The organism is Pseudofrankia asymbiotica (genome assembly GCF_001983105.1).
In the GTDB taxonomy this organism is placed as follows: domain Bacteria; phylum Actinomycetota; class Actinomycetes; order Frankiales; family Frankiaceae; genus Pseudofrankia; species Pseudofrankia asymbiotica.
This window is the reverse complement of record NZ_MOMC01000013.1, coordinates 74599-99303: the sequence shown is the minus strand read 5'-3', so window position 1 is coordinate 99303 and position 24705 is coordinate 74599. Positions and strand designations below refer to the sequence as shown.

General features: G+C 73.4%; 16 protein-coding genes. 10 read left to right on the top strand and 6 right to left on the bottom strand.

Translation table 11 applies throughout. The features are described 5' to 3' along the window. The first annotated feature begins 101 nt into the window (after window positions 1-101). The gene (gene alr / locus BL253_RS06610; RefSeq protein WP_131831452.1) at window positions 102-2696 is read left to right on the top strand and encodes an alanine racemase; all 2595 of its coding nucleotides are present in this window, start codon (window positions 102-104) and stop codon (window positions 2694-2696) included. A gap of 30 nt (window positions 2697-2726) precedes the next feature. Here the strand turns inward: alr and BL253_RS06605 are convergent, their stop codons facing one another. Next, window positions 2727-4298: a hypothetical protein gene (locus tag BL253_RS06605; protein ID WP_076814476.1), complete on the bottom strand. Its 1572-nt coding sequence runs from the start codon at window positions 4296-4298 to the stop codon at window positions 2727-2729. 269 nt (window positions 4299-4567) lie between these two features. Here BL253_RS06605 and BL253_RS06600 point away from each other — a divergent pair, with 269 nt between their 5' ends. The 5 genes from BL253_RS06600 to tsaD all read left to right on the top strand — a co-directional run bounded on the left by BL253_RS06600 (window position 4568) and on the right by tsaD (window position 8054). Beyond that, window positions 4568-4867 (top strand): hypothetical protein, encoded by a 300-nt coding sequence (locus BL253_RS06600; protein ID WP_076814475.1) that lies wholly within the window; start codon window positions 4568-4570, stop codon window positions 4865-4867. A 145-nt stretch (window positions 4868-5012) separates the two neighbouring features. Continuing rightward, the gene (gene tsaE, locus BL253_RS06595; RefSeq protein WP_081438057.1) at window positions 5013-5570 is read left to right on the top strand and encodes a tRNA (adenosine(37)-N6)-threonylcarbamoyltransferase complex ATPase subunit type 1 TsaE; all 558 of its coding nucleotides are present in this window, start codon (window positions 5013-5015) and stop codon (window positions 5568-5570) included. Between the two features lie 71 nt (window positions 5571-5641). Next, window positions 5642-6358 carry a tRNA (adenosine(37)-N6)-threonylcarbamoyltransferase complex dimerization subunit type 1 TsaB gene (gene tsaB / locus BL253_RS06590; protein WP_198946193.1) on the top strand — a complete coding sequence of 239 codons (717 nt, stop codon included), beginning with the start codon at window positions 5642-5644 and terminating at the stop codon, window positions 6356-6358. Then, complete coding sequence (gene rimI, locus BL253_RS06585; RefSeq protein ID WP_076814471.1) at window positions 6355-6981, top strand: ribosomal protein S18-alanine N-acetyltransferase; 627 nt, start codon at window positions 6355-6357, stop codon at window positions 6979-6981. The genes tsaB and rimI overlap by 4 nt, the downstream gene beginning before the upstream one ends. Then, a complete protein-coding gene (gene tsaD, locus BL253_RS06580) occupies window positions 6978-8054 on the top strand; it encodes a tRNA (adenosine(37)-N6)-threonylcarbamoyltransferase complex transferase subunit TsaD (RefSeq protein WP_241834579.1) in 1077 nt (358 codons plus the stop codon). The genes rimI and tsaD overlap by 4 nt, the downstream gene beginning before the upstream one ends. Before the next feature lie 25 nt (window positions 8055-8079). Here the strand turns inward: tsaD and BL253_RS06575 are convergent, their stop codons facing one another. From BL253_RS06575 to BL253_RS06565, 3 genes are all read right to left on the bottom strand, one after another. After that, on the bottom strand, window positions 8080-9480 hold the full coding sequence (locus BL253_RS06575) for an alpha/beta fold hydrolase (protein ID WP_076814469.1): 1401 nt from the start codon (window positions 9478-9480) through the stop codon (window positions 8080-8082). 271 nt (window positions 9481-9751) lie between these two features. Next, a complete protein-coding gene (locus BL253_RS06570; protein ID WP_076814467.1) occupies window positions 9752-11353 on the bottom strand; it encodes an NAD(P)H-hydrate dehydratase in 1602 nt (533 codons plus the stop codon). A gap of 38 nt (window positions 11354-11391) precedes the next feature. Next, window positions 11392-13065: a hypothetical protein gene (locus tag BL253_RS06565; protein ID WP_076814465.1), complete on the bottom strand. Its 1674-nt coding sequence runs from the start codon at window positions 13063-13065 to the stop codon at window positions 11392-11394. Between the two features lie 132 nt (window positions 13066-13197). Between BL253_RS06565 and BL253_RS06560 the strand changes: the two genes are divergently transcribed. Next, window positions 13198-13902: a DNA alkylation repair protein gene (locus BL253_RS06560; RefSeq protein WP_081438056.1), complete on the top strand. Its 705-nt coding sequence runs from the start codon at window positions 13198-13200 to the stop codon at window positions 13900-13902. A gap of 168 nt (window positions 13903-14070) precedes the next feature. Beyond that, window positions 14071-16533 (top strand): DNA helicase PcrA, encoded by a 2463-nt coding sequence (gene pcrA / locus BL253_RS06555; protein WP_076814461.1) that lies wholly within the window; start codon window positions 14071-14073, stop codon window positions 16531-16533. Between the two features lie 37 nt (window positions 16534-16570). Here pcrA and BL253_RS06550 read toward each other — a convergent pair whose 3' ends face one another. Together BL253_RS06550 and guaA are read right to left on the bottom strand one after the other, a co-directional pair. Next, window positions 16571-17758: a threonine ammonia-lyase gene (locus BL253_RS06550; protein WP_076814459.1), complete on the bottom strand. Its 1188-nt coding sequence runs from the start codon at window positions 17756-17758 to the stop codon at window positions 16571-16573. 341 nt (window positions 17759-18099) lie between these two features. Then, complete coding sequence (gene guaA / locus BL253_RS06545; RefSeq protein ID WP_076814458.1) at window positions 18100-19680, bottom strand: glutamine-hydrolyzing GMP synthase; 1581 nt, start codon at window positions 19678-19680, stop codon at window positions 18100-18102. A gap of 703 nt (window positions 19681-20383) precedes the next feature. Between guaA and BL253_RS06535 the strand changes: the two genes are divergently transcribed. Continuing rightward, window positions 20384-24235: a nitrate- and nitrite sensing domain-containing protein gene (locus BL253_RS06535; protein WP_076814456.1), complete on the top strand. Its 3852-nt coding sequence runs from the start codon at window positions 20384-20386 to the stop codon at window positions 24233-24235. After that, entirely contained in the window at window positions 24232-24654 is a 423-nt protein-coding gene (locus BL253_RS06530) for a roadblock/LC7 domain-containing protein (RefSeq protein ID WP_007518662.1), read from the top strand. The genes BL253_RS06535 and BL253_RS06530 overlap by 4 nt, the downstream gene beginning before the upstream one ends. Window positions 24655-24705 lie beyond the last annotated feature (51 nt).

The window sequence follows — 24705 nt, the reverse complement described above, 5'->3', positions numbered from 1 at the left end:
ATGGCCGCCATCCGTCGTGGCGGCTGTCGCCCCGCTACCGACCGCCGTGGTCGAGGGGCCGCTCTCCTCACCGGTTGCCGGTAGGCGACTACCACCCGTGGTTGGTCCTTGCTGCCCGCTGCCTCGTCGCGGAGGCTGGGTCGCCACCTTCGGAGACGCGCTCTAGTCTTGCGGCAGAGGGTGAAGGAGGGCGAATGGATCGGATTCCGTTGGGAATGCTGGTCTCGATCGTCGAAGGTGAGCTGCTCGCCACCGGCGATGACGACGACCTGTCCATCAACAGCGTGGCGATCCATTCCGAGCGGCTTCAGTCGGACAGCGTGTTCTTCGCCCTGCGGGGTCGTTTGGACGGGCACCAGTTCGTGTCGAGAGCGCTGGACAACGGCGCGGTCGCCGCGGTCGTCTCCGCTGGGTTCGGTCTTCCCGGCTCCGCGTCCGGTCCGCTGATCGCGGTGCCGGATCCGCTCGCCGCGCTGCAGCGGCTGGCGGCCTGGTGGCGCTCCCGGCTGACCGCGACAGTGGTGGCGATCATCGGAAGCAACGGCAAGACGGTGACCAAGGATGCCCTGGTTCACGCCATGGGCGCGACACGGCACGTCTATGGCAGCTCGGGCAGCTACAACAGCCAGCTCGGCGTGGCGCTCTCGGTGCTCGACTGTCCGCCGGATGCCGAGATCGCCGTCTTCGAGGCCGCCGCCACCCGCACCGGTGAGATGGAACGCCTCCGGCGGATGGTGCGACCGGACATGGCCGTTCTCACCAACCTGGGAACGCGGCACGCGCAGAACTTCGGGGACCGTGAGTCCTACGCGCGCGAGCTGCTCTCCATGGCGACGGAGCTGCCGGCCGGCGGGTCGGTGCTGGTCGGCGCCGACGACGCCGAGCTGCGGGGCTGGGCCGAGGCGGCGGCCGGCGTTCCGGTCGTCGTGGCCGGCGAGTCCCCCGAGCTGCCAAGGCTGTCCCAGCCCACGCATGTCCGGCAGGGCCTGCTGGTCACGGCCACCCTCCCCGACGGGCTGTCGCGCGATCTCGTGCTGCCGACGCCGTCGCGCGAGGTGCTCGGCGACATCGGGCTCGCCATGTCGGCCGCGACGCTGCTGGGTGCCGAGCCTCGTTCGCTGCTGGACGCGTTCGCGGACTACACGCCGACGTCGACGCGGATGGAGATGTGGCGTCGCGCCGACGGCGCCACCGTCGTCGGTGACGTGGCGACCATCGACCCGCTGGCGCTCAGCAGCGCGATCCGGACCGCGCGAACGTTGCTGGGCGCGACGGGCCGTCTCTTCGTCCTGCTGGCCGATCCTCTCGACCAGGAGGTCTCCGAGGAGGAGCTGCGCCGAGTGGGATCCATCCTGCTCGCGGAGCGGGTGGACGTCGTCTGCGGTCTGCGGACCAGGACGCATGAGGCCGTGACGGCCGGGCTCGGAACCGAGGCCGGCGCCCMCCGTGCGCGGTTGTTCGCCGACACGGACCGGATGAGGGAGTTCGTCGCCTCCGAGCTCACGCCGGACGACGTCGCGTTCGTGTGCGCCGTGCGGGAGACCCTCGTCACCGGGGCATGGCGCCGGYTGGTGGAGAACACGGCGCCGACGCGCATGTTCGTGGACCTCGCGGCGGTGCGCAGCAACGTCGCGGCCTTCCGCCAGATGGTCGGCTCGCACACCAGGCTCATGGGCGTGGTCAAGGCCGACGCCTACGGCACCAATCCGGTCAGCCTGGCGCACTGCCTGCGCGAGACGGGTGTCGACTGGTTGGGCGTGGCGACCACCGATGAGGGGATCGCGCTGCGTCGGGCCCGGGTCCAGCTGCCCATCCTCGTCTTCCTCGGACTGCCCGAGGAGATCGAGAAGATGGTGCGGCACGGCCTGACGCCGCTGGCCTACTCCCAGGAGGTTCTGGACGCGGTCGTCGGCACGGCGAGCCGCCTTGGCCGCCCCATCGAGGCGCACCTGGAGGTCGACTCCGGGATGCACCGCACCGGTCTTCACCCGGACCTGGCCATCGACGCGCTGAAGCGGATCGGCGGAACTGGTCTGCGTCTGACAGGCCTGATGACCCACCTGGGATGCGCCGACGACCCCAAGGACGACGGGCTCACCCAGGAGCAGCTCGACAAGTTCCAGAAGGTGTGGGCGGCGGCCTCCGAGCTCGGCTTCCGTAACGTGCTGCGGCACGCGGCGGCGACGGCCGGCACGGTGCGCTTTCCCGAGGCGCGGCTCGACATGGTCCGCATCGGTATCGGCCTGTACGGGATTCATCCGTCGGCGGCGACCGCGGCGATGGTCAGCCTCACGCCGGCGATCGGCCTGGTGAGCCGGATCGTCGAGATCCACGACATGGAGCCCGGTGACTGGGCCGGATACGGCGGTCGATACCGCGCCACGGTGCCCGGACGGCGTATAGCCCTCATTCCGGCGGGCTATTACGACTCGGTGCCTCGGTCATTCAGCAATGTTGGGTTCGTTCTGGTCAACGGCCGGCGATGCAACATCGCGGGCACAGTGTCGATGGACTCCATGGCGATCGACATCTCCGAACATCCCGACGCCCATCTCGGCAATGACGTCCTCGTCTTCGGCCAGTACGCCGGCTTCTCGCTTCCTGTCGAACAGGCAGCCGAGGCGATGGGGACCGTTCCTCACGAACTGCTGACCGGCGTCGGTCCACGGGTGCAGCGGGTCTTCACACAGCACTAGTCAACCGGCCGCGCCGCGCCGCGTGAGCCGCTATGCGGCGAGGGCGGCGTGGGCCACGCGGATAAGGGTGGCCGGGTCGCCGGGTACTCCCGAGGCGGTCGACGGCGGCGTCGGCGTGGACGGCAGGGGCCGGTTCGGATCGGGCAGCGGCGCGGAGCACAGCTCGACGTGGACGACCTTCTTACCGGCCAGGGCGATGAGCCTGCCCGGCGTGCGGGCCGCGTCGTCGCCCACTCCGGCGACCGGGACCGGCGCGGTGCCCTGGTAGCAGCCGAACAGCGACCGCTCGTCCCCGAGTATCGCCCGCTGGGCCTCGAACTCGGCGCGGGCGGCCTCGCCATCCCCGAGCTCCAGCACGGCGACGTCGAGGTTGCCCAGGCCGTATCGGTCCGGGTCGGCCTGCCAGGCGCAGGAGACCGCGTGCGCCGGCCGGCCGGAGGCGCCCACGCTCTCGCTCTCCTGCGCGTAGATCTGGAAGAACGGGTCGGAGGCCTGGGCCTGCCGGCCGAACGCGGCCGCGATCTCGGTGGATGACAGCAGCGGGCAGACCGGCTGGCTGGCGCCCAGGGGAAGCTCGGCTGGCTGCCAGCGGCCCTCGAGGTAGCGGTACGGGGTGAGCTGCGTCGACGACACCGTCTGGAACGGCGGCTGCCCCGGGTTGCTGGCCGCCGGGCCGGGCCGGGCGCCGTCCTGGCCGACCGTGACCACCTGCCGCTCACCGTCCACCACCAGCGTGACCTCGAGGCGCCACCGGCAGTCACAGCCGCCCGCGAGGCCGGCGACGAGGATCGACTGGGTGTGCCCCGGTGCCACCTCGACCGTGCGCGGGGACGGCGGGACGGTGATGGTGGCGGCGTCCGGCCGCGGCCGGATCAGCTCGGAGGTGGTGCGCGCGAGGTCGAGCAGCGCGGCGCTGGCCCGGGCCAGCGCCCGCGCCTGCGGAAGCTGGTGGACCGGGTGGGAGAACTGGTCCGGCCGCGCCGCCCCGGTGCAGGTGAGCAGGGCGCCCTCGGACTCGTCGACGCGGTTGCTGTCGATGTGGACCGCGAAGCCGAGCACCTGGACCGGCACGTCCCGGCGGGCGCTGACGTCCAGGCGCACCGGCGAGACGTCGGCCTGGGCCGCGCCGATCGAGGCGGCCCAGGCGGCCCGGCCCGCGCACTCGTCCCGGCCACCGGTGGGCGGCGGGGGCAGCGCGTCGACCGGGCGGGTGGTCACGTAGCTCTCGCCGACGGCGCCGGCGACGGCGGGGGCGCCGGACAGGTCCAGAATGGCGCGGTCAGGGTTCGTCTGGGCGGCGAACCGCGCCGTGCGGGAGCAGACGACGCCGGCTCCGTCGCAGCTGGGGCCGGTGGGCCGCGGGTCGGCCGTGGCGAGCCAGACGGCGCCGCCCGCGCCCGCGAGCAGCACGACGGCGCCCACCGCGACCAGGATCCGGCCACCCGGCCGGGCGAGCAGCCGGCGGGCCGCCCCGGACACGGCGGCGAGCAGGCGCGTGAGCGGGCTGTCCGGGTCGTCGGGGTTTCGCGCCGAGCCGACGTGATCCCATCCAGGAGAGCCGGCCTGGTCGTCGGGCCGCCAGGGACCATCCGTGCCCGCCACGTGATCCCTCCTTCCGGGAAGGACGCGATCAGCATCCCGACCAGCATGTCCGCGCCGCGCCCGGTCCGCCAGATCTGTGGCGGAACGCCGTCACGTCCGAGGTCGGCGAGACGAGGCGGTGGAAGTGACCTACCGTCAGGTTGGAAGCGCGCTTGGGCCGGTGGGCGGTGGGGGCAGGGACGTCATAGCCGGACGAGAGTCCATAGCGGGACAAGAGTCCATAACGGGACGAGAGTCCGTGGCGGACGAGAAGGTGGAGGTAGGGCGACGTGAGGCTCTGGCGACGAGACGGCCGGCACCCGACCGCGGCGACCAGCCCGGCCGGTGGCGTGGACCTTGAGGAGCTCGACGACCGTGAGGAGCTGGGCGGGCTCGACGAGCCCGAGGAGGCGGCGGCCGGGCCGGGCGGGGCCAGCGGGCCGGTGATGCTCACGCTGACCACCCGTGAACAGATCGAGAAGACCGCGGTGGCCGAGGCCGCCCCGAAGGTGGTCAGGGTGCGCCCCGGCCGCGGCGCCTTCGGCGGCGTCGCCAGTGGCGGCGGCTGCGGTCCCGGCTGCTCCCACTGACCACCCCTGACCGCCGGGCATGCCGGCCTCTGTCGGCCAGTGGGACGCGTGGCGTCCATCGCGCCAGCCGGCCGTCATCCACCCGCTGGCCCGATCGCCGGGCGTCCTCGGCCGCCCGCGGCACGGGCGGATGGATGATGGGCGGATGACGACCTCACGCTCGTCTGACGCGTCGCCGGGCACCGCGCCACCCGCCTGGGCGGGCCCGCTCGTGGTCGAGACGCCAGAACAGATGCGGGCCCTGGGCGCCCGGGTCGCGGCTGCCGCGCGGCCGGGGGACCTGGTCGTGCTGGCCGGCCCGCTCGGCGCGGGCAAGACCGTGCTGGCGCAGGGGATCGCCGCCGGGCTCGGCGTGCGCGGGCCGGTGACGTCGCCGACGTTCGTGCTCGCCCGGGTCCACGCCGGCGGCCGGCTGCCGCTGGTGCACGTCGACGCCTATCGGCTCGGCGGCGTGGCCGAGGTGGACGACCTGGACCTTGACGCCGACACCGACGTGGCGCTGACCGTCGTCGAATGGGGCGCGGGCCGCGTCGAGCAGCTCGCGCAGGAGCACCTGCGCGTCGACATCGAACGCCCCGAGGGCGACGAGGCTGGCGAGGCCCGCCGTGTCCGCCTGACGCCGACCGGCCCCGGCTGGTCGGCCCGCCTCTCCGCCGTGCTCACCGCTGACCCGCCCGACCGGCTGACCCGCCCGACCGGCTGACCCGGCGGGCTGAGCGGCGGGGCCACTGGATCGGTGCGGAGCTCGCCGGTCGCGGTCCGTAGGCTGGACGGGTGTTGGTGCTCGCCCTTGACACCTCGACGCCGGCCTGCTCGGTGGCGCTCGTCCAGTTGCCGGACACGGCTCCGCCACCTGGAGCGACGCGTCCACTGGCCTCGCGGCGGATCGTCGACGCTCGCCGGCACGGGGAGCTGCTCAGCCCGCTCATGCGGGACGCGCTCGCCGAGGCGGCTGTCACCCCGGCGGATCTCGCCGGCGTGGTCGTCGGGCTGGGGCCCGGCCCGTTCACCAGCCTTCGGGTCGGGATCGTCACGGCCGCCACCTTCGCGGCCGCCCTGGGCCTGACCTGCCACGGCGTCTGCTCGCTGGACGGCATCGGCGCCGTGACGAGCGGACGAACCGGCGTGGTCACCGATGCCCGTCGCCGGGAGGTGTTCTGGGCGGCCTACGCCGACGGTGAGCGGATCGCCGGCCCGGCGGTCGACCGGCCGGACCGGGCCGCCGACCTGCTGCGCGCCGATGGAGTGGGCGGCGTCGTCGGGCCCGGGCTGGCGCTCTACCCGGACGCGTTCGCGAACGCCGCCGCGGCCCACGCCGGCACCGGCACCGGCACCGGTGCGGCGGCGGCCCAGTACCCGGATCCGGCGGTTCTCGCCGCGCTCGCGGCGCCCGACCTGCTCGCCGGCCGCGCCCCCGCGCCGCTGACACCGATCTACCTGCGGCGGCCGGACGTGGCCGAGCCGCGCCCGGCCAAGGCGGTGACCGGGTGAACGCCGGCGGTGGGCCACCTCCGGGCACGCCCGCCGTCGAGCTCACGCCGTTGCGCTGGTGGCACCTCGCCGAGGTCGCCGAGATGGAGCGGGTCGTCTTCGACGTCGACCCGTGGACGCCGGAGATGTTCTGGTCCGAGCTGGCCCAGGGAGYGAGCCGGCACTACCTCGCCGCTCTGCTGGACGGCCGGATCGTCGGCTATGCCGGGCTCGCGGTCACCGACGACGAGGCGTACATCCAGACCGTCGGTGTACACCCGGGCTGCCGGGGCCGCGGGCTCGGTGCCCGGCTGATGGTCGCGCTGCTGCTGGAGGCACGCCGKCGCGGGGCACACAGCTGCGGACTGGAGGTGCGCACCGACAACCTGGCCGCCCGCGCGCTCTACACCCGGCTCGGGTTCGTCGACATCGGGGTGCGCCGCAACTACTACCAGCCGTCCGGCGGCGACGCCTACGTCATGCGGGCCCGCCCCATCGACACCCCCGGCTACGGCGCCCAGCTTGACGCGGCCTGGGCCGCGCTCACCAGAAGGGACGGCCCCCCGCCGGCCGAGTCGGCTGACCCCGGCGCGGTGGGCGCCGCCGGCGCGCCGGCGAGCAGACCCATGGAGGGAACGCCATGACTCGGCCGACGCCGACCGGGACCGTCTCGGGTACATCCTCGGGTACATCGCCCTCACGAGGACCGGCCCCGCTGGTCCTGGGGATCGAGACGTCCTGCGACGAGACCGGTGTCGGGCTGGTGCGTGACGGCGTGCTGCTCGCCGACGCGCTCGCCTCGTCGGTCGACGAACACGCCCGCTACGGCGGCGTCGTCCCGGAGATCGCCGCCCGGGCGCACCTGGAGGCGATGGTGCCGACCATCGATCGGGCGCTGGCGACGGCGGGCGCGAAGGCGTCCGACATCGACGCCGTCGCCGTCACCGCCGGCCCCGGCCTCGCCGGGGCGCTGCTGGTCGGCGTCGCGGCCGCGAAGGCGTACGCGCTCGCTCTCGGGGTGCCGCTCTACGGCATCCACCATCTCGCCGCGCACGTCGCCGTCGACACCCTCGAGCACGGCCCGCTGCCGTCGCCGTCGATCGCGCTGCTGGTGTCCGGCGGCCACTCGTCGCTGCTCCTCGTCGAGGACCTCGCGGCCGCGCCGGTGGTCTCGCTCGGAGCCACCGTCGACGACGCGGCCGGCGAGGCCTACGACAAGGTCGCGCGGCTGCTCGGGATGCCCTTCCCCGGCGGCCCGCCGATCGACCGCGCGGCCCGCGACGGCGCGCCGACGATCCCGTTCCCGCGGGGCAAGGCCGGCGACGGCACCTTTGACTTCTCGTTCAGCGGGCTGAAGACGGCCGTCGCCCGCTGGGTGGAGGCGCGGCGCCGCGCGGGTGAGCCGGTGCCGGTCGCCGACGTGGCCGCGTCGTTCCAGGAGGCCGTCGTCGACGTGCTGACCGCGAAGGCGGTCGCGGCGGCGCGCAAGCATGGCGTCGACACGCTGGTCATCGGCGGCGGCGTGGCCGCGAACAGCCGGCTGCGTGCGCTGGCCGCCGAGCGCTGTGAGTCGGCCGGCATCACGCTGCGCGTGCCGCGGCCCGGCCTGTGCACCGACAACGGCGCGATGGTCGCCGCCCTCGGCGCGCTGAAGGTTGCTTCCGGCGTGGCGCCATCCCCACTGGACCTGCCCGCCTCGTCGACCCTGCCGCTCTGATCCCGGGCGGGCCCCCGCGCCCGCCCTACCGATGGTCGAGCAGTGGCCGGGGCAGGAGGGGGCGGCGCACCGGGTGCGCGCGGCCGACGAGGGCACGGATCTTCTCGTTGACCGCGTCCGGCCGCTCCAGCGGCAGCGCGTGCCCCGCGCCCTCCTCGACGACGAGCTCGGCCTCGGGCAGGGCGTCGGCGAGCGTGCGGCTGTGCGGCAGCGGTGTCATCAGATCGTGGTCGCCGACCATGAGCAGCGTCGGGACGTTGCGCAGCACGGCCGCGGCGGCCAGCTTGTCGTGGGCGAGCAGGGTCGGCAGGAACGACCCGATCACCGAGATCGGCGTGCCGGCGATCTCGCCCTCCAGGAACTCGACCACGGACGGCGGCACGTCGGTGGTGCCGAAGCCGACCCGCCGGGTGATCGAGTACGCGAGGTCGGTGCCGCGCAGGCGGGCCCGCTCGAACAGCGACGGGGTGTGCCGCATGCCGACGGCGAGCCCCGGCAGCACCCGCCGGACCGCCGCGGTCACCCCGGCGGGGAAACCGAACGTCACCCGCGCCAGCTCGCCGGCGCTGGTCGACAACAGCGCCACCGCGACCACGCGGTCGTCGAAGAGCTCCGGGTGGCGCTCGGCCAGGCCAAGGATGGTCATCCCGCCCATCGAATGACCGACCAGCACCAGCGGCCGGTTCGGCACCGTCGCCTCGAGCACGGCGTACAGGTCGTCGGCGAGCTGGTCGATCGTGCAGCGCGACACCTCCGACGGCCCGGATCGGCCGTGCGCCCGCTGGTCGTAGAACACCATCGGGCCGAGGTCCGCCAGCGCCCGCTGCTGGAAGCACCACGACACGGACGTGTTGCAGAACCCGTGGACGAACACGAACGTGGGACCGTCTGGCGCCCCCCGGCGCCGATGGCTCCGTCGTGACGAGGGATTCGGGTGGCTCGAGTCGTAGGCGGTGCTCCCGACCCTTTCCGTGCCCGAGACCGAGTTCCTGTGCTCCGCGGTGTCCGGGTGATCGGCGCGGCTCAGGCCACCGGTGCCGCTCGCCGCGGCGGTGTCGCCCATCACGGCGGTGTCGCCCATCACGGCGGTGTCGCCCATCGCGGCGGTGACGTCGGCCGCGGCGGTGACGTCGGCCGGGCCGCTCAGAATCACGTGCAGAGGGACGCCGTCGGTCGCGATCACGGTCGTGGCGCGGCCCAGAAGAGGACCTGGCCGCTGGTGGGCGGGCACGTCCGGCAGGGCCCTCGCCCGCCTGACCGCGTGCCGCTCGGCGATCAGGCCGGCGGCGATCACCGCCCCGGCCAGGCCCAGGCCGCCGCCCGTCCGCCGGACGGCCTTCGAGCCGGCCGCCGAACTCACCAGGTCCACGGCGCCCGCCGCGGCCCCCCGCGCGAGACCACTGACCGCCGTTCCCGCGCCCGCCACCCGCCCACCTCGCCGCTCGCCGACCCCGGCTGGTCGCCAGCCGGTCGCCAGTCGGTCACGACTGGCCCATCCGATGATGCCGCCTTCCCCATTGATCCGGGGCACATCCAGATCTGTCACGTTCGGACCCGATCTGGGTCGGGGGCGGATCGGGTGGGGGCCAAGGCCCCGCTCGACGCTCGGAGCTCGTGGTTGAGGCATGCCGATCCGACTATCAGCCCATGGGAATATCAGCCCACTGGGATATCAACCGCCCCCATCGGCCTGACATCTACCCGGCGGCACCGGCGAGGACGTGTGCGATCGCGGCGGGAAGCGTCGCGGGAAGGTCCGCGGCCGACAGCGGGCGGGGGGCGAGCTGGCCGGCCATGCCGTGCAGGTAGGCGGCCACGCTGGCCGCGTCGAGCGCTCCGAGGCCGGCGGCGAGCAGGGAGCCCGTGAGGCCGGTGAGGACGTCGCCCGTGCCGGCGCTGCCGAGCCATGGCGTGCCCGTGGTGTTCACCCTGGCGGCGCCGTCCTGGTCGACGATGAGCGTCCGGTTGCCCTTCAGCAGCAAGGTCGCGCCCAGGGCCGCGGCCGCCCGGCGGGCCGTGCCGAGGCGATCGTCGGCCAGCTCCCGCCGGGTCTCGGCGGCATCCCAGCCGAGCGCCGTCGCGGTGAGCCGGGCGAACTCACCCTCGTGCGGCGTCAGCACCACCGGCGCGCCGCGCCGCGCCAGGACATCGCGCCCGGCGGCCGCGCCCGGCTCGGCCGGGAAACCGGCGGCGAACGCCTCGGCGAACGGGTCGAGGGCGCCGGCGTCGAGCAACAGCGGAACGTCGGTGCCGATGAGGGCGTCCAGCAGGCGGCGCGCGGCCGCGTCGGGGACGACTCCCGGGCCGAACGCCCAGGCTTGCACCCGCCCGGCCGCGAGCATCGCCTCGGCGTCACCGGGCTCGATGACGGTCACCACCGTCTCCGGATGCGCGCCGCGCACGTGCTCGGCCGCCCGAGCCTCGGCGACGACCCGCAGATAGCCGGCGCCGCCGCGCAGCGCCCCGCCGGTGGCGAGCACGGCCGCCCCCGGGTAGCGGTCGCTGCCGCCGACGAGGCCCAGCACGCCGCGGGTGTACTTCGAGTCCGCCGGCCCCGGCTCCGGCAGCAGGGCGGCGACGTCAGTGTCGTCGAGCGCGACCAGGTCGGGGGTCGGCAGGTCCAGGCCGATGGGGACCAGCGCCAGCTCCCCGGTGTGCGCGGCGCCGTCGCCGAGCAGTAGGCCGCGCTTGTACGTCCCGAATGTCACGGTCAGGGCCGCCCGCACGGCGGTGCCCGGCGCGGCCCCGGTGTCCGCGTCGACCCCGCTCGGCACGTCGACGGCGATCGTCCGCTCCGGCGGCGCCAGCTCCGCGAGGCGGGCGTAGGCCCCTCGCAGCCCGGGCCGGCCGCCGATCCCCAGCAATCCGTCGAGCACGAGGTCGGCCCGCGTCAGCAGAGTGGCGACCAGTTCGTCCGGCAGCGTGCCGGAGTTATCCTCGGCCGTCTCCGCGGGGACGTCACCCGGCGCCGCGACGCCCGGCGCCGCGACGCGGTGCAGCCGGCCCCCGGCGGCGATCAGCGCCGCGGTGCTCTCCGGATGGGTCCCGCCGGGGGCCAGCACGTCCACCCGGGCGCCGCGGGCGGCCAGGCGCGCGCCGGTCCACAGCGCGTCCCCGCCGTTGTCCCCGCCGCCCGCCAGCACCACGACGCGGCTTCCGTACACCCGCCGGCCCAGCCGCCGCACCGCGTGGCTGAGCAGTCCATGGACCGCCCGCTGCATGAGCGCTCCCGGCGGCAGACCTTCCAACAACGGCGCCTCGGCGGCGCGTACCTGGGCCACGGTATGAGCAGCTCGCATGCCGCCCATCCTCCCCGCCACCGCCGTTCAGACGCCTGTCACCACGTGCTGGCCAGGACCGCTCGGGCCAGTTGGCTGAGAGCGGCCGGGTCGCCGGGCACCGCCGGCGCGCTGGTCGGATCCGCGCCCGGGCCCGCGGGGGCGCACAGCTTGACGGCGACGATCCGGCTGCCCGCTCGGGCGATCAGCAGGCCGGGAACGCTCGCTGCCTCGTCGCCGACGCCCCTGACCGCCGTCATGGCGGCGGGAGGTCCGTCGGACAGGAAGCCACACTCATCCACGAGGGGAACAGGGGACGCCTCCCGCATCATGGCGAGCTCGGCGCGCGCCGCGGCCTCGTCCGCCATGGTGAGGCCCTCGAGGTAGACGGCGCCGAGATCCGTCAAGGGGGACGGCAGCCGCCACGAGCAGAGCGCCGTCTCCCTCGTGCCGTGATCGTCCGGCTCCTGGCCTGCCCAGGCGCCGAACTGGGCCGTGCTTCTCGCCGTGACCCCCGCCGAGTCCAGCGCCGCGATGACCTCGGGCGTGGACGCGAGCAGGCAGTCCTGGGTGGACGAGAACGGGGTGGTCGCCACGTTCCGCAGGTCCAGCTGCCACCGGCCGGCGAGGTAGCGAACGGGGATGCCCCCCGACTCCTCGGTGGTCGTCTCAAAGGACGGCTGGTCGGGGTTGTCGGCCGCGGTGCCAGGGCGCGCGCCGTCGGGGCCGACGGTGACCACCTTCCGCTCGTCGCCGACCCGCAGCTCGACCTCGACCCGCCAGCGGCAGTCACAGGTGGTCGTTGTCGTGGTGAGCGCGAACGCCGTCGCGGTGCCGGGCGCGATCGGCCGAGCCTGGTCTTCTGGCAGGGCGACGACCGGGTCCTGGGAGGTGAACAGGCGGTAGTCCAGGTTCAGCGCCACCTCGGCGGCCCGCTCCGTCTCCGGCTGCCGCGCGCCCGGCACCCCCGCGCCCGACGAGGCGGTACAGGTAAGCGAAAGCCTGGCGGGGGCGGATCTCGCGAGGGAAGGAACCCCGATCTCCTCTCTGACCCGGAGCGTGAAGCCGACCACGCGCACCAGGTCGTTTCCGGTCGCGGTGACGTCGAGGCGCAGCGGGGTGGCGCCCGCCGACGCGGCACCGATCGAGGCCGCCCAGGCGGCCCACCCGCGGCAGTCCTCCCGGCCGCCCGGCGGCCGGAGACCACGCGGGTCGCCGCTGAACAGGTAGCTCGCGGTTCCCGCCGCTGGCGCGCCCGCGCCGGGCGCGACCGCGCTCGGGCCGGGCGCGAGGCCTGGGCTGGCCCCGTCTGGGTCGGCCCGCACCGCGACCCGGAACGGTGGGGGACACCCCAGCTCGAGCTGGCCGCAGGCCCAGCGCTTGCCGGTGGGCGTGACAGTGAGGACGACCGTCGTGGCCGCGACCAGCGCGACGGCCAGCCCTGCTCCGAGCAGCGTGCGGCCGCGTCGTGGCGTCCAGCCAGGCGGCCGTATCGAGGCCGGCAGCCGTACCCAGGCCGGTAGCCGTGCCCAGCTGGGTGGCGACCTGGTCGGCTGCCGCGCCGACCCGATCTCGTCCGAGGCCGGTGCGCCGAGAGGCCACGTCGCGGCGGGACGCGCCAACAGGTCCGGGACCGTCGACGTGCCCACCTGGGTCGTGGCCCGTTCATCCGCCTGGCCGTCCTCGACGCGCGGACTCTCGGCGGTCCGCCACAGCCGACGCCAGCGCCCCATGCGACCCACCCATCACGCTTCGTCGGGGATTCGTCGCAAGTATCGCTTCTGTCGCGGCTCGGGCCACAGGCCCCGCTCCAGAACCATCCGGTGGGATCCAGGGGCGCCGGCCTGGCGGGAGACAATTCGGCCGTGGAATCCTCCTCGGCCGTGGACCGGCTGGTCGACGCGGCGCGCGCGGCCCTGGCCGCGGCGGCGGACCCGGCGAAGGCGCCGGCGATGCGGGCCTACATGAAGTCCTCGATGCCCTGCCTCGGCGTCCCGAAGCCGCCGAGGGAGCTGGCGCTGCGGCCCGTCTTCGCCGCGCACCGGCTGGAGACGGAGACGGAGTGGCGGGCGGCGGCGCTGCGGCTCTGGCGCGAGGCGGGCTTCCGTGAGGAGCGCTACGCCGCGATCGCGCTCACCGGCTACCGGCCCTACCTGGCGTACTGGACCCCGGACGTGCTGCCGCTCTACCAGGAGATGATCGTCACCGGTGCCTGGTGGGACTACGTCGACGAGCTCGCCTCGCGTCGCGTCGGCCCGCTGCTGGCCGCGAGCCCCGAGATCCTGCGGCCCGTGGTGCTGCGCTGGAGCCGCGACCCCGACCGCTGGCTGCGCCGCACGTCGATCATCTGCCAGCTCGGCGCGAAGAGGAGCACGGACCTGGACCTRCTCCACGCCTGCATCGAGGCGAACCTCGACGATCCCGACTTCTTCCTCCGCAAGGCCATCGGCTGGGCGCTGCGCCAGTACGCCTGGACGGATCCCGACGAGGTCCGCCGCTACGTAGCCGCGCGGGCGGACCGGCTCTCCCCGCTCTCCAGACGGGAGGCGCTGCGCAATGTCGGTCCCTAACTACGTAATGTCGACACGTCGCGACGTCCGGCAGGCATGCGGCGGAGTCGAGGCGCGGTCCAGGTTGTCGTGGGCCGCCCCCATACGGGCCGTTGGCCGGAACGGCGGCGCGGCGCGCGGGCGTGCCAGCCAGGGCGGACGGCCTCTCGAACGTACGATCGAGGAATCATGAGCACCCTTTTCGACGACATGGTCCCCGGTTCGGGTGCCCCTGGTGCGGGTGTCCCGGCGGGCGGCGCGGCCTATGAGCCGTACGACCCGTACGACATGTTCGCCCCCGCCGTGCTGGCCGCTGCCCCGGCCGCCACGCAGGCCGCGGAGGGGCGGCGGCCGGCGCCACGCCTGGACCCGGACGAGCTGCTGGCCGAGCTGAACCCGCAGCAGCGCGCCGCCGTGGTGCACGAGGGCTCGCCGCTGCTGATCGTCGCCGGCGCCGGCTCCGGCAAGACCAGGGTGCTCGCCCACCGGATCGCCTACCTGCTCGCCGCCCGCAAGGTGCACCCCGGCGAGATCCTCGCGATCACGTTCACCAACAAGGCCGCGAACGAGATGAGGGAGCGGGTCGGCGCGCTCGTCGGCGGCCGGGTGCGGGCCATGTGGGTCAGCACCTTCCACTCCGCCTGCGTGCGGATCCTGCGCAACGAGTCGAAGCGGCTCGGGTTCGGCTCCTCGTTCTCGATCTACGACGCCGCCGACGCGCAGCGGCTGATCACGCTGGTCTGCCGCGACCTGGACCTCGACGCCAAACGTCACCCGGCCCGTGGTCTCGCCGCCCAGATCAGCACGCTGAAGAACGAGCTGATCGACCACGAGACCGCGCAGGCCAAGGCGGCCAGCCACCCCGAGCGGACCGTCGCCGAGGTCTACGCGCTCTACCAGCGCCGGCTGCGCGAGGCCAACGCGCTGGACTTCGACGACCTGATCATGACGACGGTGAACCTGCTGCAGGCGTTCCCCGACGTCGCCGAGCACTACCACCGCCGGTTCCGCCACGTGCTCGTCGACGAGTACCAGGACACCAACCACGCCCAGTACACGCTCATCCGCGAGCTGGTCGGCGGTTCCGTGTCGACGGCGGGGCGGGCGGCCGACGAGGGCATGCCGGGCCCGGCCGAGCTGTGTGTCGTCGGCGACGCCGATCAGTCGATCTACGCGTTCCGCGGCGCGGACATCCGCAACATCGTCGAGTTCGAGCAGGACTTCCCGGACGCGAAGGTCGTGCTGCTGGAGCAGAACTACCGCTCCACCCAGACCATCCTGTCCGCGGCGAACGCCGTCATCGCCCGCAACAGCCAGCGCAAGCCGAAGCGGCTGTGGTCGGACGCCGGTGACGGCGAGAAGATCGTCGGCTTCGTCGCCGACAACGAGCACGACGAGGCCGCGTTCGTCGCGGAGGAGGTCGACAAGCTCACGGACGACGGCGACGCCCGCCCGGCCGACGTGGCCGTCTTCTACCGGACCAACGCGCAGAGCCGGGTCTTTGAGGAGATCTTCATCCGCGTCGGCCTGCCCTACCGGGTCGTCGGTGGCGTGCGCTTCTACGAGCGCAAGGAGATCCGCGACCTGCTCGCCTACCTGCGGGTACTGGCGAACCCCTCGGACACGGTCAACCTGCGCCGCATCCTCAACGTGCCCCGGCGCGGGATCGGTGACCGGGCGGAGGCGATGCTCGCCGCGTTCGCCGAGCGGGAGCGCGTCCCGTTCGCCGAGGCGCTCGGCCGGGTCGGCGAGGTGCCGGGGCTGGCGACCCGCTCCGCCAAGGCCATCCGCGAGTTCGCCACCATGCTCGACGAGCTGCGCGAGACCTCCGCCGGCGATCTGGTCGAGACGGCCGAGGCCATCCTGGAACGGACCGGCTACCTCGCCGAGCTGGTCGCCGAGGACACCATCGAGGCGCAGGGCCGGGTGGAGAACCTCCAGGAGATGGTCGAGGTCGTCCGGGAGTACGTGCAGCGGTTCCCCGAGGGCACGCTCGCCGGCTTCCTGGAGCAGGTCTCACTCGTCGCCGACGCCGACCAGGTGCCCTCCGACGACGGCTCGGACGGCGTCGTCACGCTGATGACGCTGCACAGCGCCAAGGGCCTGGAGTTCCCAGTGGTCTTCCTGACCGGGCTCGAGGACGGCATCTTCCCGCACATGCGCACGCTCGGCGACCCGACGCAGATGGAAGAGGAACGCCGGCTCGCCTACGTCGGGATCACCCGGGCCCGGCAGCGGCTGTACGTGACGCGCTCGCTGGTCCGCAGCGCCTGGGGCCAGCCCGCCTACAACCCACCGTCGCGTTTCCTCACCGAGGTCCCCGAACACCTGCTGGACTGGCGCCGCCTCGCCCCCGCCCCGTCGAGCCCCAGCGGCGGCTTCGGCGGTGGCTTCGGCGGCACGGGCCGCGGCTCGGGCGGATCCGCCGGCGCGGGGAGCGGCTCGCCCGCCGGGCAGGCGCGTTCCCGCCCGGCCAGCCGCCCGATCATCCAGCTCTCGGCCGGCGACCGGGTCACCCATGACGTGTTCGGCCTCGGCGTGGTCATCGCGACGAGCGGCGTCGCCGAGTCCTCCCAGGCCAAGGTCGACTTCGGCGCGGGCACCGGCACCAAGGACCTCCTCCTGCGCTACGCGCCCCTCACCAAGCTCTGAGGCTCAGAGCTCCCGAAGGCCCGGCTGCGGCGCGGGTTCAGCGGGTGCGGGCGGCCGGGATGGTGGCGGCGGTGGCCAGGGAGGTGACGCGGTCGGCGGTGGCGAGATCCAGGTTGCCGCCGGAGAGGACCACCGCGGTCTGGCCCTGGGCGAGGTCCGGGTGGCGCAGCAGCGCGGCGACGCCCGCGGCGCCGGCCGGCTCGACGGCGTGCCCGCCCGTGCGGCGCAGCAGCACCATCGCCTCCCAGAACGCGTCCTCGTCGACGGTCACGACGTCGTCGAGCAGGGACGCGGCGAGCGCGAGCGTGAGCCGGCCCGGAGTGCGCACCGCCATCCCGTCGGCGACGGTGTCGGCGGCGACCGACAGCGGCCGGCCGGCGTGGAACGAGTCGGCGAAGGCGGGCGCGTTCTGCGCCTGCACGCCGACGACCCTGACGTTCGCGCCGCGCGCCGCCAGGGCCGCCGCGATCCCGGTCACGAGCCCACCGCCGCCGACTCCGACGATGACGGTGCGCAGGCCGGGAACCTGGTCCAGCAGTTCCAGCCCGACCGTGCCCTGGCCCGCGATCACGGCCGGGTCGTCGAAGGGGTGGACCATCAGCCGGTCACCGGCCGCGGCGAACGCCCCGGCCGCGGCGAGTGCCGCCTCGACACCGCCGTCCACATGCTCCACGCGGGCGCCCCAGCGTCGCGTCCTGGCCACCTTGACCGGATTCGCGCCGGCTGGGACGAAGATCGTCGCCTCGACGCCGAACTGGGCCGCCGCATAGGCGACGCCCTGGGCGTGGTTGCCGGCGCTCGCCGCGACCAGGCCGCGGGCCCGACGCGCCGGGTCGGCCTGGGCCACCCGGTTGTAGGCGCCGCGCAGCTTGAACGACCGGGTGTGCTGCTCGTTCTCGCACTTCAGCCAGATCGACGCGCCCGTGCGCAGGCCGAGCCCCGGGTGCCGGACGACCCGGGTGAGCCGGGAGACCCCGGCGAGAGTGGCGGCGGCCCGCTCGACGTCGACCGTTCGGAGCAGGGCCGCGTCGACTACCTCGGCGTCGTCGTCCGATTGGTCGCTGGTTCCCTCCACGTCGTCGGCTTGTGCGACCGACGGTGTCCGGGCGACCGACGGTGTCCGGGCGACCGACGGTGACTGGGCGACGGCCGTCGTGGCCGTGCCCGCCTTGCCGGTGGCGCCGGAGGTGCGCGGCGACGGCGTTGTCGCTGCTGGCTTGGTCATCGGGGCTGCTCCTGGTGGCTGGGCGGCCACCTGTGCGCCGTGGCCGCGGCAAACAAAAAAGCCCTCCGCGAGACGCGGAAGGCTTGGCGCGCGGCCTGATCGTCGCTGACGTCCTGGCGTCAGTGATCGCGGTCGCGCGCCTAGGTAATGGCCATGAGCTGGTGCGGCACACCTCCAGCCTGCTCCGTCACCCACGCCCGCGTCAAACGGGCATGGGCGACGGTGCCTCACGCTGTGCCAACCCGGTCACGTCGTCGGCCCGGGTCCAGCCCGGCCACCGCCAGCTACGTGGCGATCGGGCTATGGGTGGTCGTGGCGAGCGATGGCGCGTCCAGCGGCCATCACTCCCACTCGATGGTGCCCGGGGGCTTGGAGGTGATGTCGTAGACGACCCGGTTGACCTGAGGGACCTCGTTGACGACGCGGTTGCTGATGCGCTCCAGGACGTTCGCCGGTAGCCGCGCCCAGTCCGCCGTCATCGCGTCCTCGCTGGTCACCGCGCGCAGGACGATCGGATGGCCGTAGGTACGCTCGTCGCCCTGGACGCCGACCGAGCGCACGTCGGCCAGCAGGACGGYGAACACCTGCCAGATCTCGCGGTCGAGGCCCGCGCGGCGGATCTCGTCACGGACGATCTGGTCGGCGGCGCGCACGATCTCCAGCCGCTCCTGGGTCACCTCCCCGATGATCCGCACGGCGAGCCCGGGGCCGGGGAACGGCTGGCGCCAGACGATCTCCTCGGGCAGGCCCAGCTCCTCGCCGAGCCGGCGCACCTCGTCCTTGAACAGCGTCCGCAACGGTTCGACGAGGCCGAACTGGAGGTCGTCCGGCAGGCCGCCGACGTTGTGATGAGACTTGATCTTCGCGGCGTCCGGGGAGCCGGACTCGATCACGTCGGGGTACAGGGTGCCCTGGACGAGGTACTCGATGCGGCTGCCGGCGGCCTCGGCGCGCGCCTCGAGCTCGCGGGCCGCCTCCTCGAACACCCGGATGAACTCGCGTCCGATGATCTTGCGCTTCTGCTCCGGGTCGGTCACCCCGGCCAGCGCCGCGGCGAACCGGTCGGCGGCCTTGATGTGCACCAGTTCGACGCCGGTGGACGCGACGAAGTCGCGCTCGACCTGTTCGGCCTCGCCGGCCCGCAGCAGGCCGTGGTCGACGAAGACACAGGTGAGCGCGTCGCCGACGGCCCGCTGCACGAGCGCCGCGGCGACGGCGGAGTCCACGCCGCCGGACAGCCCGCAGATCAGTCTCGCCTCGCCGACCTGAGCGCGTACGGCGGCGACCGCCTCGTCGACGATGTTGACCATCGTCCACGCCGGGCGGGCGCCCGCGCCGTGCAGCAGGAAGCGCCGCAGCACATCCATGCCGTGCTCGGTGTGCAGCACCTCGGGGTGGAACTGCACGCCGAACAGCCCGCGCTGGACGTCCTCGAACGCGGCGACCGGGGTCGACCGTGTCGCCGCGGTGAGCTCGAAGCCGGCGGGTGCCGCGGTGACGGCGTCGCCATGTGACATCCAGACCTGCTGCTGGATCGGCAGGCCGTCGAACAGCACCCCGGGGCTGGTGACRTCCAGCTCCGTGGCGCCGTACTCGGCGGTCCCGGTGCGCTCGACGGTGCCGCCGAGGGCCTGCGCCATCACCTGGTGGCCATAGCAGATGCCCAGCACGGGGATGCCGGCGTCGAACAGCGCCGGGTCCACCCGGGGCGCGCCGGGGGAGTACACGGACTTGGGGCCGCCGGAGAGGATCACGGCGGCCGGGCGGCGGGCCAGCAGGTCCGCCACCGGCGTGTCCCACGGCACGATCTCGGAGTACACATGGCACTCCCGCACCCGGCGGGCGATCAGCTGCGCGTACTGGGCGCCGAAGTCGATGACGAGGGCCGTGTCGTAGCCGGTTCGGCCGGGGCCTCCTGGCACGGGTCCCGCCGGCTGACCTGAAAGCGGCGGCTGACCTGAGGGCGGCGATGTCGGCCCGTGGGGCGATGTCGGCCTGTCGGGCGATGTCGGCCTGTCGGGCGATGCCGGCCCGTGGGGCGATGTCGGCCTGTCGGGCGATGCCGGCCTGTCGGGCGATGCCGGCCTGTGGGGTGCGCTCACCTGCCAAGTCTACGGAGACGCGCCCGTGGCGGGTCCGCGCCGGCCCGCCACCGGGATGCTCGAGGGCCGGCCGCGGCCACGGTGGGAAGCCGGGCGGAATTTTAAGGATTGACAAATCCCGACGATGTGTATCTGACTTGGAACGTTCGGCGACCACATAGGGGGATTGATGGAGAGGAAGTTCCCGCCGCGCCCAGAGCGCGCCGTACCGTTACCGCGATGCGCCGCGATCGGCGATCAGGGACGCCTCGCCTGTGACCCGTGGGTAAGCAAGTGGTGACGCATGCGACATCGCCCTCGAATGTGGGGGCGTCCGGGGCGTCTCCGGGCCTCATAAGGCGCGCATCAGGGGCACAACTCGTGGCTTCCTAGTACATGGCGTAAGGTAGCCACCTTTCACGCGCTAACTCGGTACCGCTATGGTGCCGACCGAGGGACATCCGGTCCGATACCGAACCATCCTGGGAGTACCCCGTTCCCGGAGGCCGGCGGAGAGGTTGCGAAGTACGTGCGCAGACAACCGATGGCCAGCAGCACGGGCATCGCCACAGACTCGATGCCGATGCCGGCACCGGGATCCCCCGTCGTGGACGACGGGGGCCATGGCGAGCGRCCCGCCGCGGCCCGCCCCCCCGACGACGGTAATGGGACGCGTGCACGCGGTGGCGTCCTGGCCAGCCCGACGAGTTGGCGGGTCCGCACCAAGCTGATCGCGATCCTCGCGATCCCGGTCGTCGCGATCATCGCGAACGCGCTGATCGACGCGAGCTCGGTGCTCACCAGCACCCGTGACATCAACCGGGTGTCCAGCCTGGTCACCATCAACCAGGCGGCCGTCAAGCTGACCTACGAGCTCGAGCGCGAGCGCACCTTCACGGTCGACTATGTCGCCTTGCAGCTCAGCCCTCGCAAATCGACGACCGACCTCACCCCGCTCAAGACCCGTCGCGCAGCCGTCGACACCGCGTACAAGGCATACCAGGATGTGGCGGAGGGCAAGCGCGGGACTTTCGGTGACCAGGTGAACGAGGCGCTCGACGCCGTCGCTCTGCACATGAGCGACCTGAACACCAAGCGCGACGTACTGATCAAGATAACCGAGCCGACCTCGGTGATGCAGGCCTACGACGCCGTCATCGAGCCGCTTCTCGACCTGGTCGCCCTCATTCCGCAGGGCAACGACGACCGTGAGCTCGACAGCTCGGTCCAGGCGACGTCCCACCTCGTGCTCGCCACTGACCTGCTGGCCCAGCAGCAGTCGCAGATCGAGATCTACCTCGCGTCGCAGCAGCCGTTCAGCGGTGATGACTTCCGCGCGGCGCTGACTCTTGACTCCCAGCGCAGCACCGAGCTGGACCAGTTCACCAAGATCGCGACGCCCGATCAGCTGGCGTTGTTCGCGTCCACGGTCGACCAGCGCAACAACCGCGACGTCATCAAGACCCAGCAGTTCACCGCCCTGGTGTTGAACGCCCTGCYGGACAAGCCACTCACCGGCGATAACGGAACGCTGACGGGCGCCAGCGGCATCGACCCGGTGAAATGGCTGCAGAACACCCGCGCCACCATCGAGCTGAACTACGACGTGGTGGACAGCCTGCTCGGCCAGATCGACAAGCGGGTCGACAGCCTGCGTGGCGACATCCAGCGGCGGGCGCTCCTGTCCGCGCTGTTCACCGTCCTGATCCTGGCGGCCGCCCTCGTCATCACCCTGGTGGTGGCACAGTCGCTGATCCGCCCGCTGTTCGCGCTGCGGACCGCCGCGCTCGACATCGCCGAGCGACGTCTGCCGGAGGCCGTCCGCCGGATCCGAGATTCGTCCGAACAGGTGATCGACGACGAGATCGAAACCGTCGGTATCGATACCGACGAGGAGATCGGCGAAGTCGCCCGGGCGTTCGACCAGGTCCATCACGAGGCGGTCAAGCTCGCGTCCGAGCAGGCGGTGCTGAGGAACAACGTCAACGCGATGTTCGTCAACCTGTCCCGGCGAAGCCAGGGCCTCGTCGAGCGGCAGCTCCGGCTGATCGACGACCTGGAGAACCGCGAGCAGGACCCGGACCAGCTGTCCAACCTGTTCAAACTGGACCACCTCGCGACCCGTATGCGCCGGAACAACGAGTCGCTCCTGGTCCTCGCCGGCACCGACACCGCTCGTCGCTGGACCCACCCCGTCCCGCTCAACGAGGTGGTCCTCGCGGCCATCTCCGAGGTCGAGCAGTACACCCGGGTCAAGCAGACCAACGCCGCGTCGGTGTCGATCGCCGGTAACGGCGTCAGCGACGTCGTCCACCTGATCGCCGAGCTGCTGGAGAACGCCACGGCGTACTCCCCGCCGGCGACGGACGTCGCCGTCACCAGCCACTCCCTCGGCCCCGGCGCCGGCGCGATGATCGAGATCGTCGACCAGGGCATCGGCATGCCGGCCAAGGACCTGGAGCGGATCAACGAGCGGCTGGCGAACCCGCCGGTCGTGGACGTCTCCGTGTCCCGGACGATGGGCCTGTTCGCCGTCGGCCGGCTGGCCAGCCGGCACGGCATCCGCGTCCAGCTGCGCGAGTCGCCGACCCGCGGCATCACCGCCGTCATCCGGCTGCCAGCCAAGCTGGTCACCGGCGACGGCGCCGGCGGCACCAGCCCGGCGGCAGGCCGGCCGGCGCCGATCGGCCGGCCCGGCGGCGAGCCCGCGGCCCGGCCGGCCCAGGCCTTCGGCGCCTTCGGCCCGGGGCAGGGTGGCCGGCCGGAGCTTGGCACCGGTCCCACCCCGAACGCGCTGACCGGCCCGTCGCGCCAGCCCTCCTTCAGCGGGCCACAGCAGTACGGCCCCCCGTCCGGCGCCGAGAGCGGACGTGGCGGTCCTCGGCAGCGTCAGGACGACCTGCTGGAGGAGATGGCCGACCAGAACCAGAACCGGTTCGGGCCGCCGAGCGGCCCCATGCCGGCCCTGACCTCCCGGCAGACCCCCCAGCCCGGCCCCGCCGACCCAGGTCCGAGAACAGCCCCGGACGCCGGGCGGTTCGGGCCGCCACTGGCGATCGGCCCGGGCGGCGGCCAGCGCGAGGGCACACCGCCGAGCCCGATGACCGGCCCGCTGCCGACTCGTGAGTCGGTGAGCCGGGAGCCGGTAAATCGTGAGCCGGTAGGTCATGAGCAGGTAGGCCGTTACACCGAGCAGGACACGCAGCGGCTCGGCCCGACTCCGTTCACCGGTGGGCAGCCGGTCGCCAGGTCCGGCCAGCAGCCGGGCCCCGACGGGCCCTCCTACGCCGAGCCGGCTGGCGGGCAGCGGACCGGCCCGCCGGACACCCGCGGCCCGCGTGACGACTGGAGCGGCGATTTCCAGCGCCCGGAGGGGCTGGAACCGCTGGACCAGACCGGTCCGATGCCCCGCCAGGGCGGCTACGCGCCCAACGGCGCCGGTAACTACCGGGCACCGGGGCAGCAGCCCGGTCAGAACTACGCCGAGCCGCCGAACTACGCGGACACGCGTAACTACGCGGGCCAGGCGGACTACTCGGGCCCGCAGGAGAACGTGTTCGCCAGGCCAGCCAACAGGCCTGAGCCTGCGCCGGTGGACGTGCCCCAGCCGCGCTGGGAGGAGCAGCCGGCGACGGGCGGCTACCCGCGCCCGCAGGCCGAGGACACCGGCGAGATCTACCTCGGTGACGGCGAGGACCTGGACACCACGCCGATCTTCGACTCCGTCTCCGCCTGGTTCCAGCGCCGCTCGCCCAGCGACGAGGCACGTGCCGCCGCCGCGCCGGACCCGGTTGTCGAGGTCACGCAGCCGCCCGCGTTCACCGCGCCGCGGGCCTCGGCCGGTATGCGCGTCATGGGCAACGGCGCGGGTAGCGGCACCGCGGAGCACCCGATCCAGCGGCAGGAGGCGGCGCCCGCCGCCATGCCGGTCCGACCGGCCGCGGCCGTCCGGACGCCCGCGCCTGGGCCGGACGCCGGGTACCGCCAGCCCGCCGCTTATGGCGGCGACAACGCCTCGAACGGCTCCGCGACCGGCCCTCGGCCCGTCCAGGCGCCTGCTGAGCCGCTGCCGAGGCGCAGCGCGGACAACGGTTGGGAGTCGGCCGGCGATGCCGGCTGGCGGGCAGCCGAGGCATTGCGCGAGCCCGGTGGCCAGGAGTCGTCCACGACCCGGGCCGGACTTCCGGTGCGGGTGCCGATGAGCAACCTGGTCCCCGGCACCGCCGAGCCAACCAGCAATCGCAAGCCCCAGCAGCCGCGTCCCGCCGACGCGACAACCAGGTCCCCTGAAGCGGTTGGTGGGCGTCTCGCCAGCTTCTACCAGGGTGTTCGGCAGGGACGGGACATGGGTGCCGAGACAAGAAGCGCCCGCCGTGACGGGCAGGAGGAACGGTGAGACCGGTGAGCGCAGCGGCGCAGAACCTGAACTGGCTGATCAACAATTTCGTCGACCGGGTTCCGGGTGTCGCGCACACGGTCGTCGTGTCGGCCGACGGTCTGCTGCTCGCGGTGTCGGACGGGTTCCCACGGGACCGGGCTGACCAGCTCGCGGCCGTGTCCTCCGGGCTCGTCAGCCTGACGCAGGGTGCCGCCCGAGTCTTCGAGGCCGGGATGGTCACCCAGACCGTCGTCGAGATGGAGCACGGGTTCCTGTTCATCATGGCGATCAGCGACGGGGCGAGCATGGCGGTGCTGGCGGCGCCGTCGTGCGACATCGGCCTCGTGGGCTACGAGATGGCGCTGCTTGTGCACCGAGCGAAGGACGTCCTCACGCCGCAGCTGCGCCAGGAGCTGCAAGGGACGCTTCCTCGATGAGCGCGGGTAGCACCCCAGATCACTCCGGACCCAGGGGGAAGTCAACGTGAG

What these genes read in the sequence shown, in the direction of transcription:
- BL253_RS06570 (WP_076814467.1), bottom strand. Translation starts at nt 11,353, where the DNA reads ATGCGAGCTGCTCATACCGTGGCCCAGGTACGCGCCGCCGAGGCGCCG.
- tsaD (WP_241834579.1), top strand. Translation starts at nt 6,978, where the DNA reads ATGACTCGGCCGACGCCGACCGGGACCGTCTCGGGTACATCCTCGGGT.
- tsaE (WP_081438057.1), top strand. Translation starts at nt 5,013, where the DNA reads ATGACGACCTCACGCTCGTCTGACGCGTCGCCGGGCACCGCGCCACCC.
- BL253_RS06550 (WP_076814459.1), bottom strand. Translation starts at nt 17,758, where the DNA reads ATGACCAAGCCAGCAGCGACAACGCCGTCGCCGCGCACCTCCGGCGCC.
- BL253_RS06565 (WP_076814465.1), bottom strand. Translation starts at nt 13,065, where the DNA reads ATGGGGCGCTGGCGTCGGCTGTGGCGGACCGCCGAGAGTCCGCGCGTC.
- pcrA (WP_076814461.1), top strand. Translation starts at nt 14,071, where the DNA reads ATGAGCACCCTTTTCGACGACATGGTCCCCGGTTCGGGTGCCCCTGGT.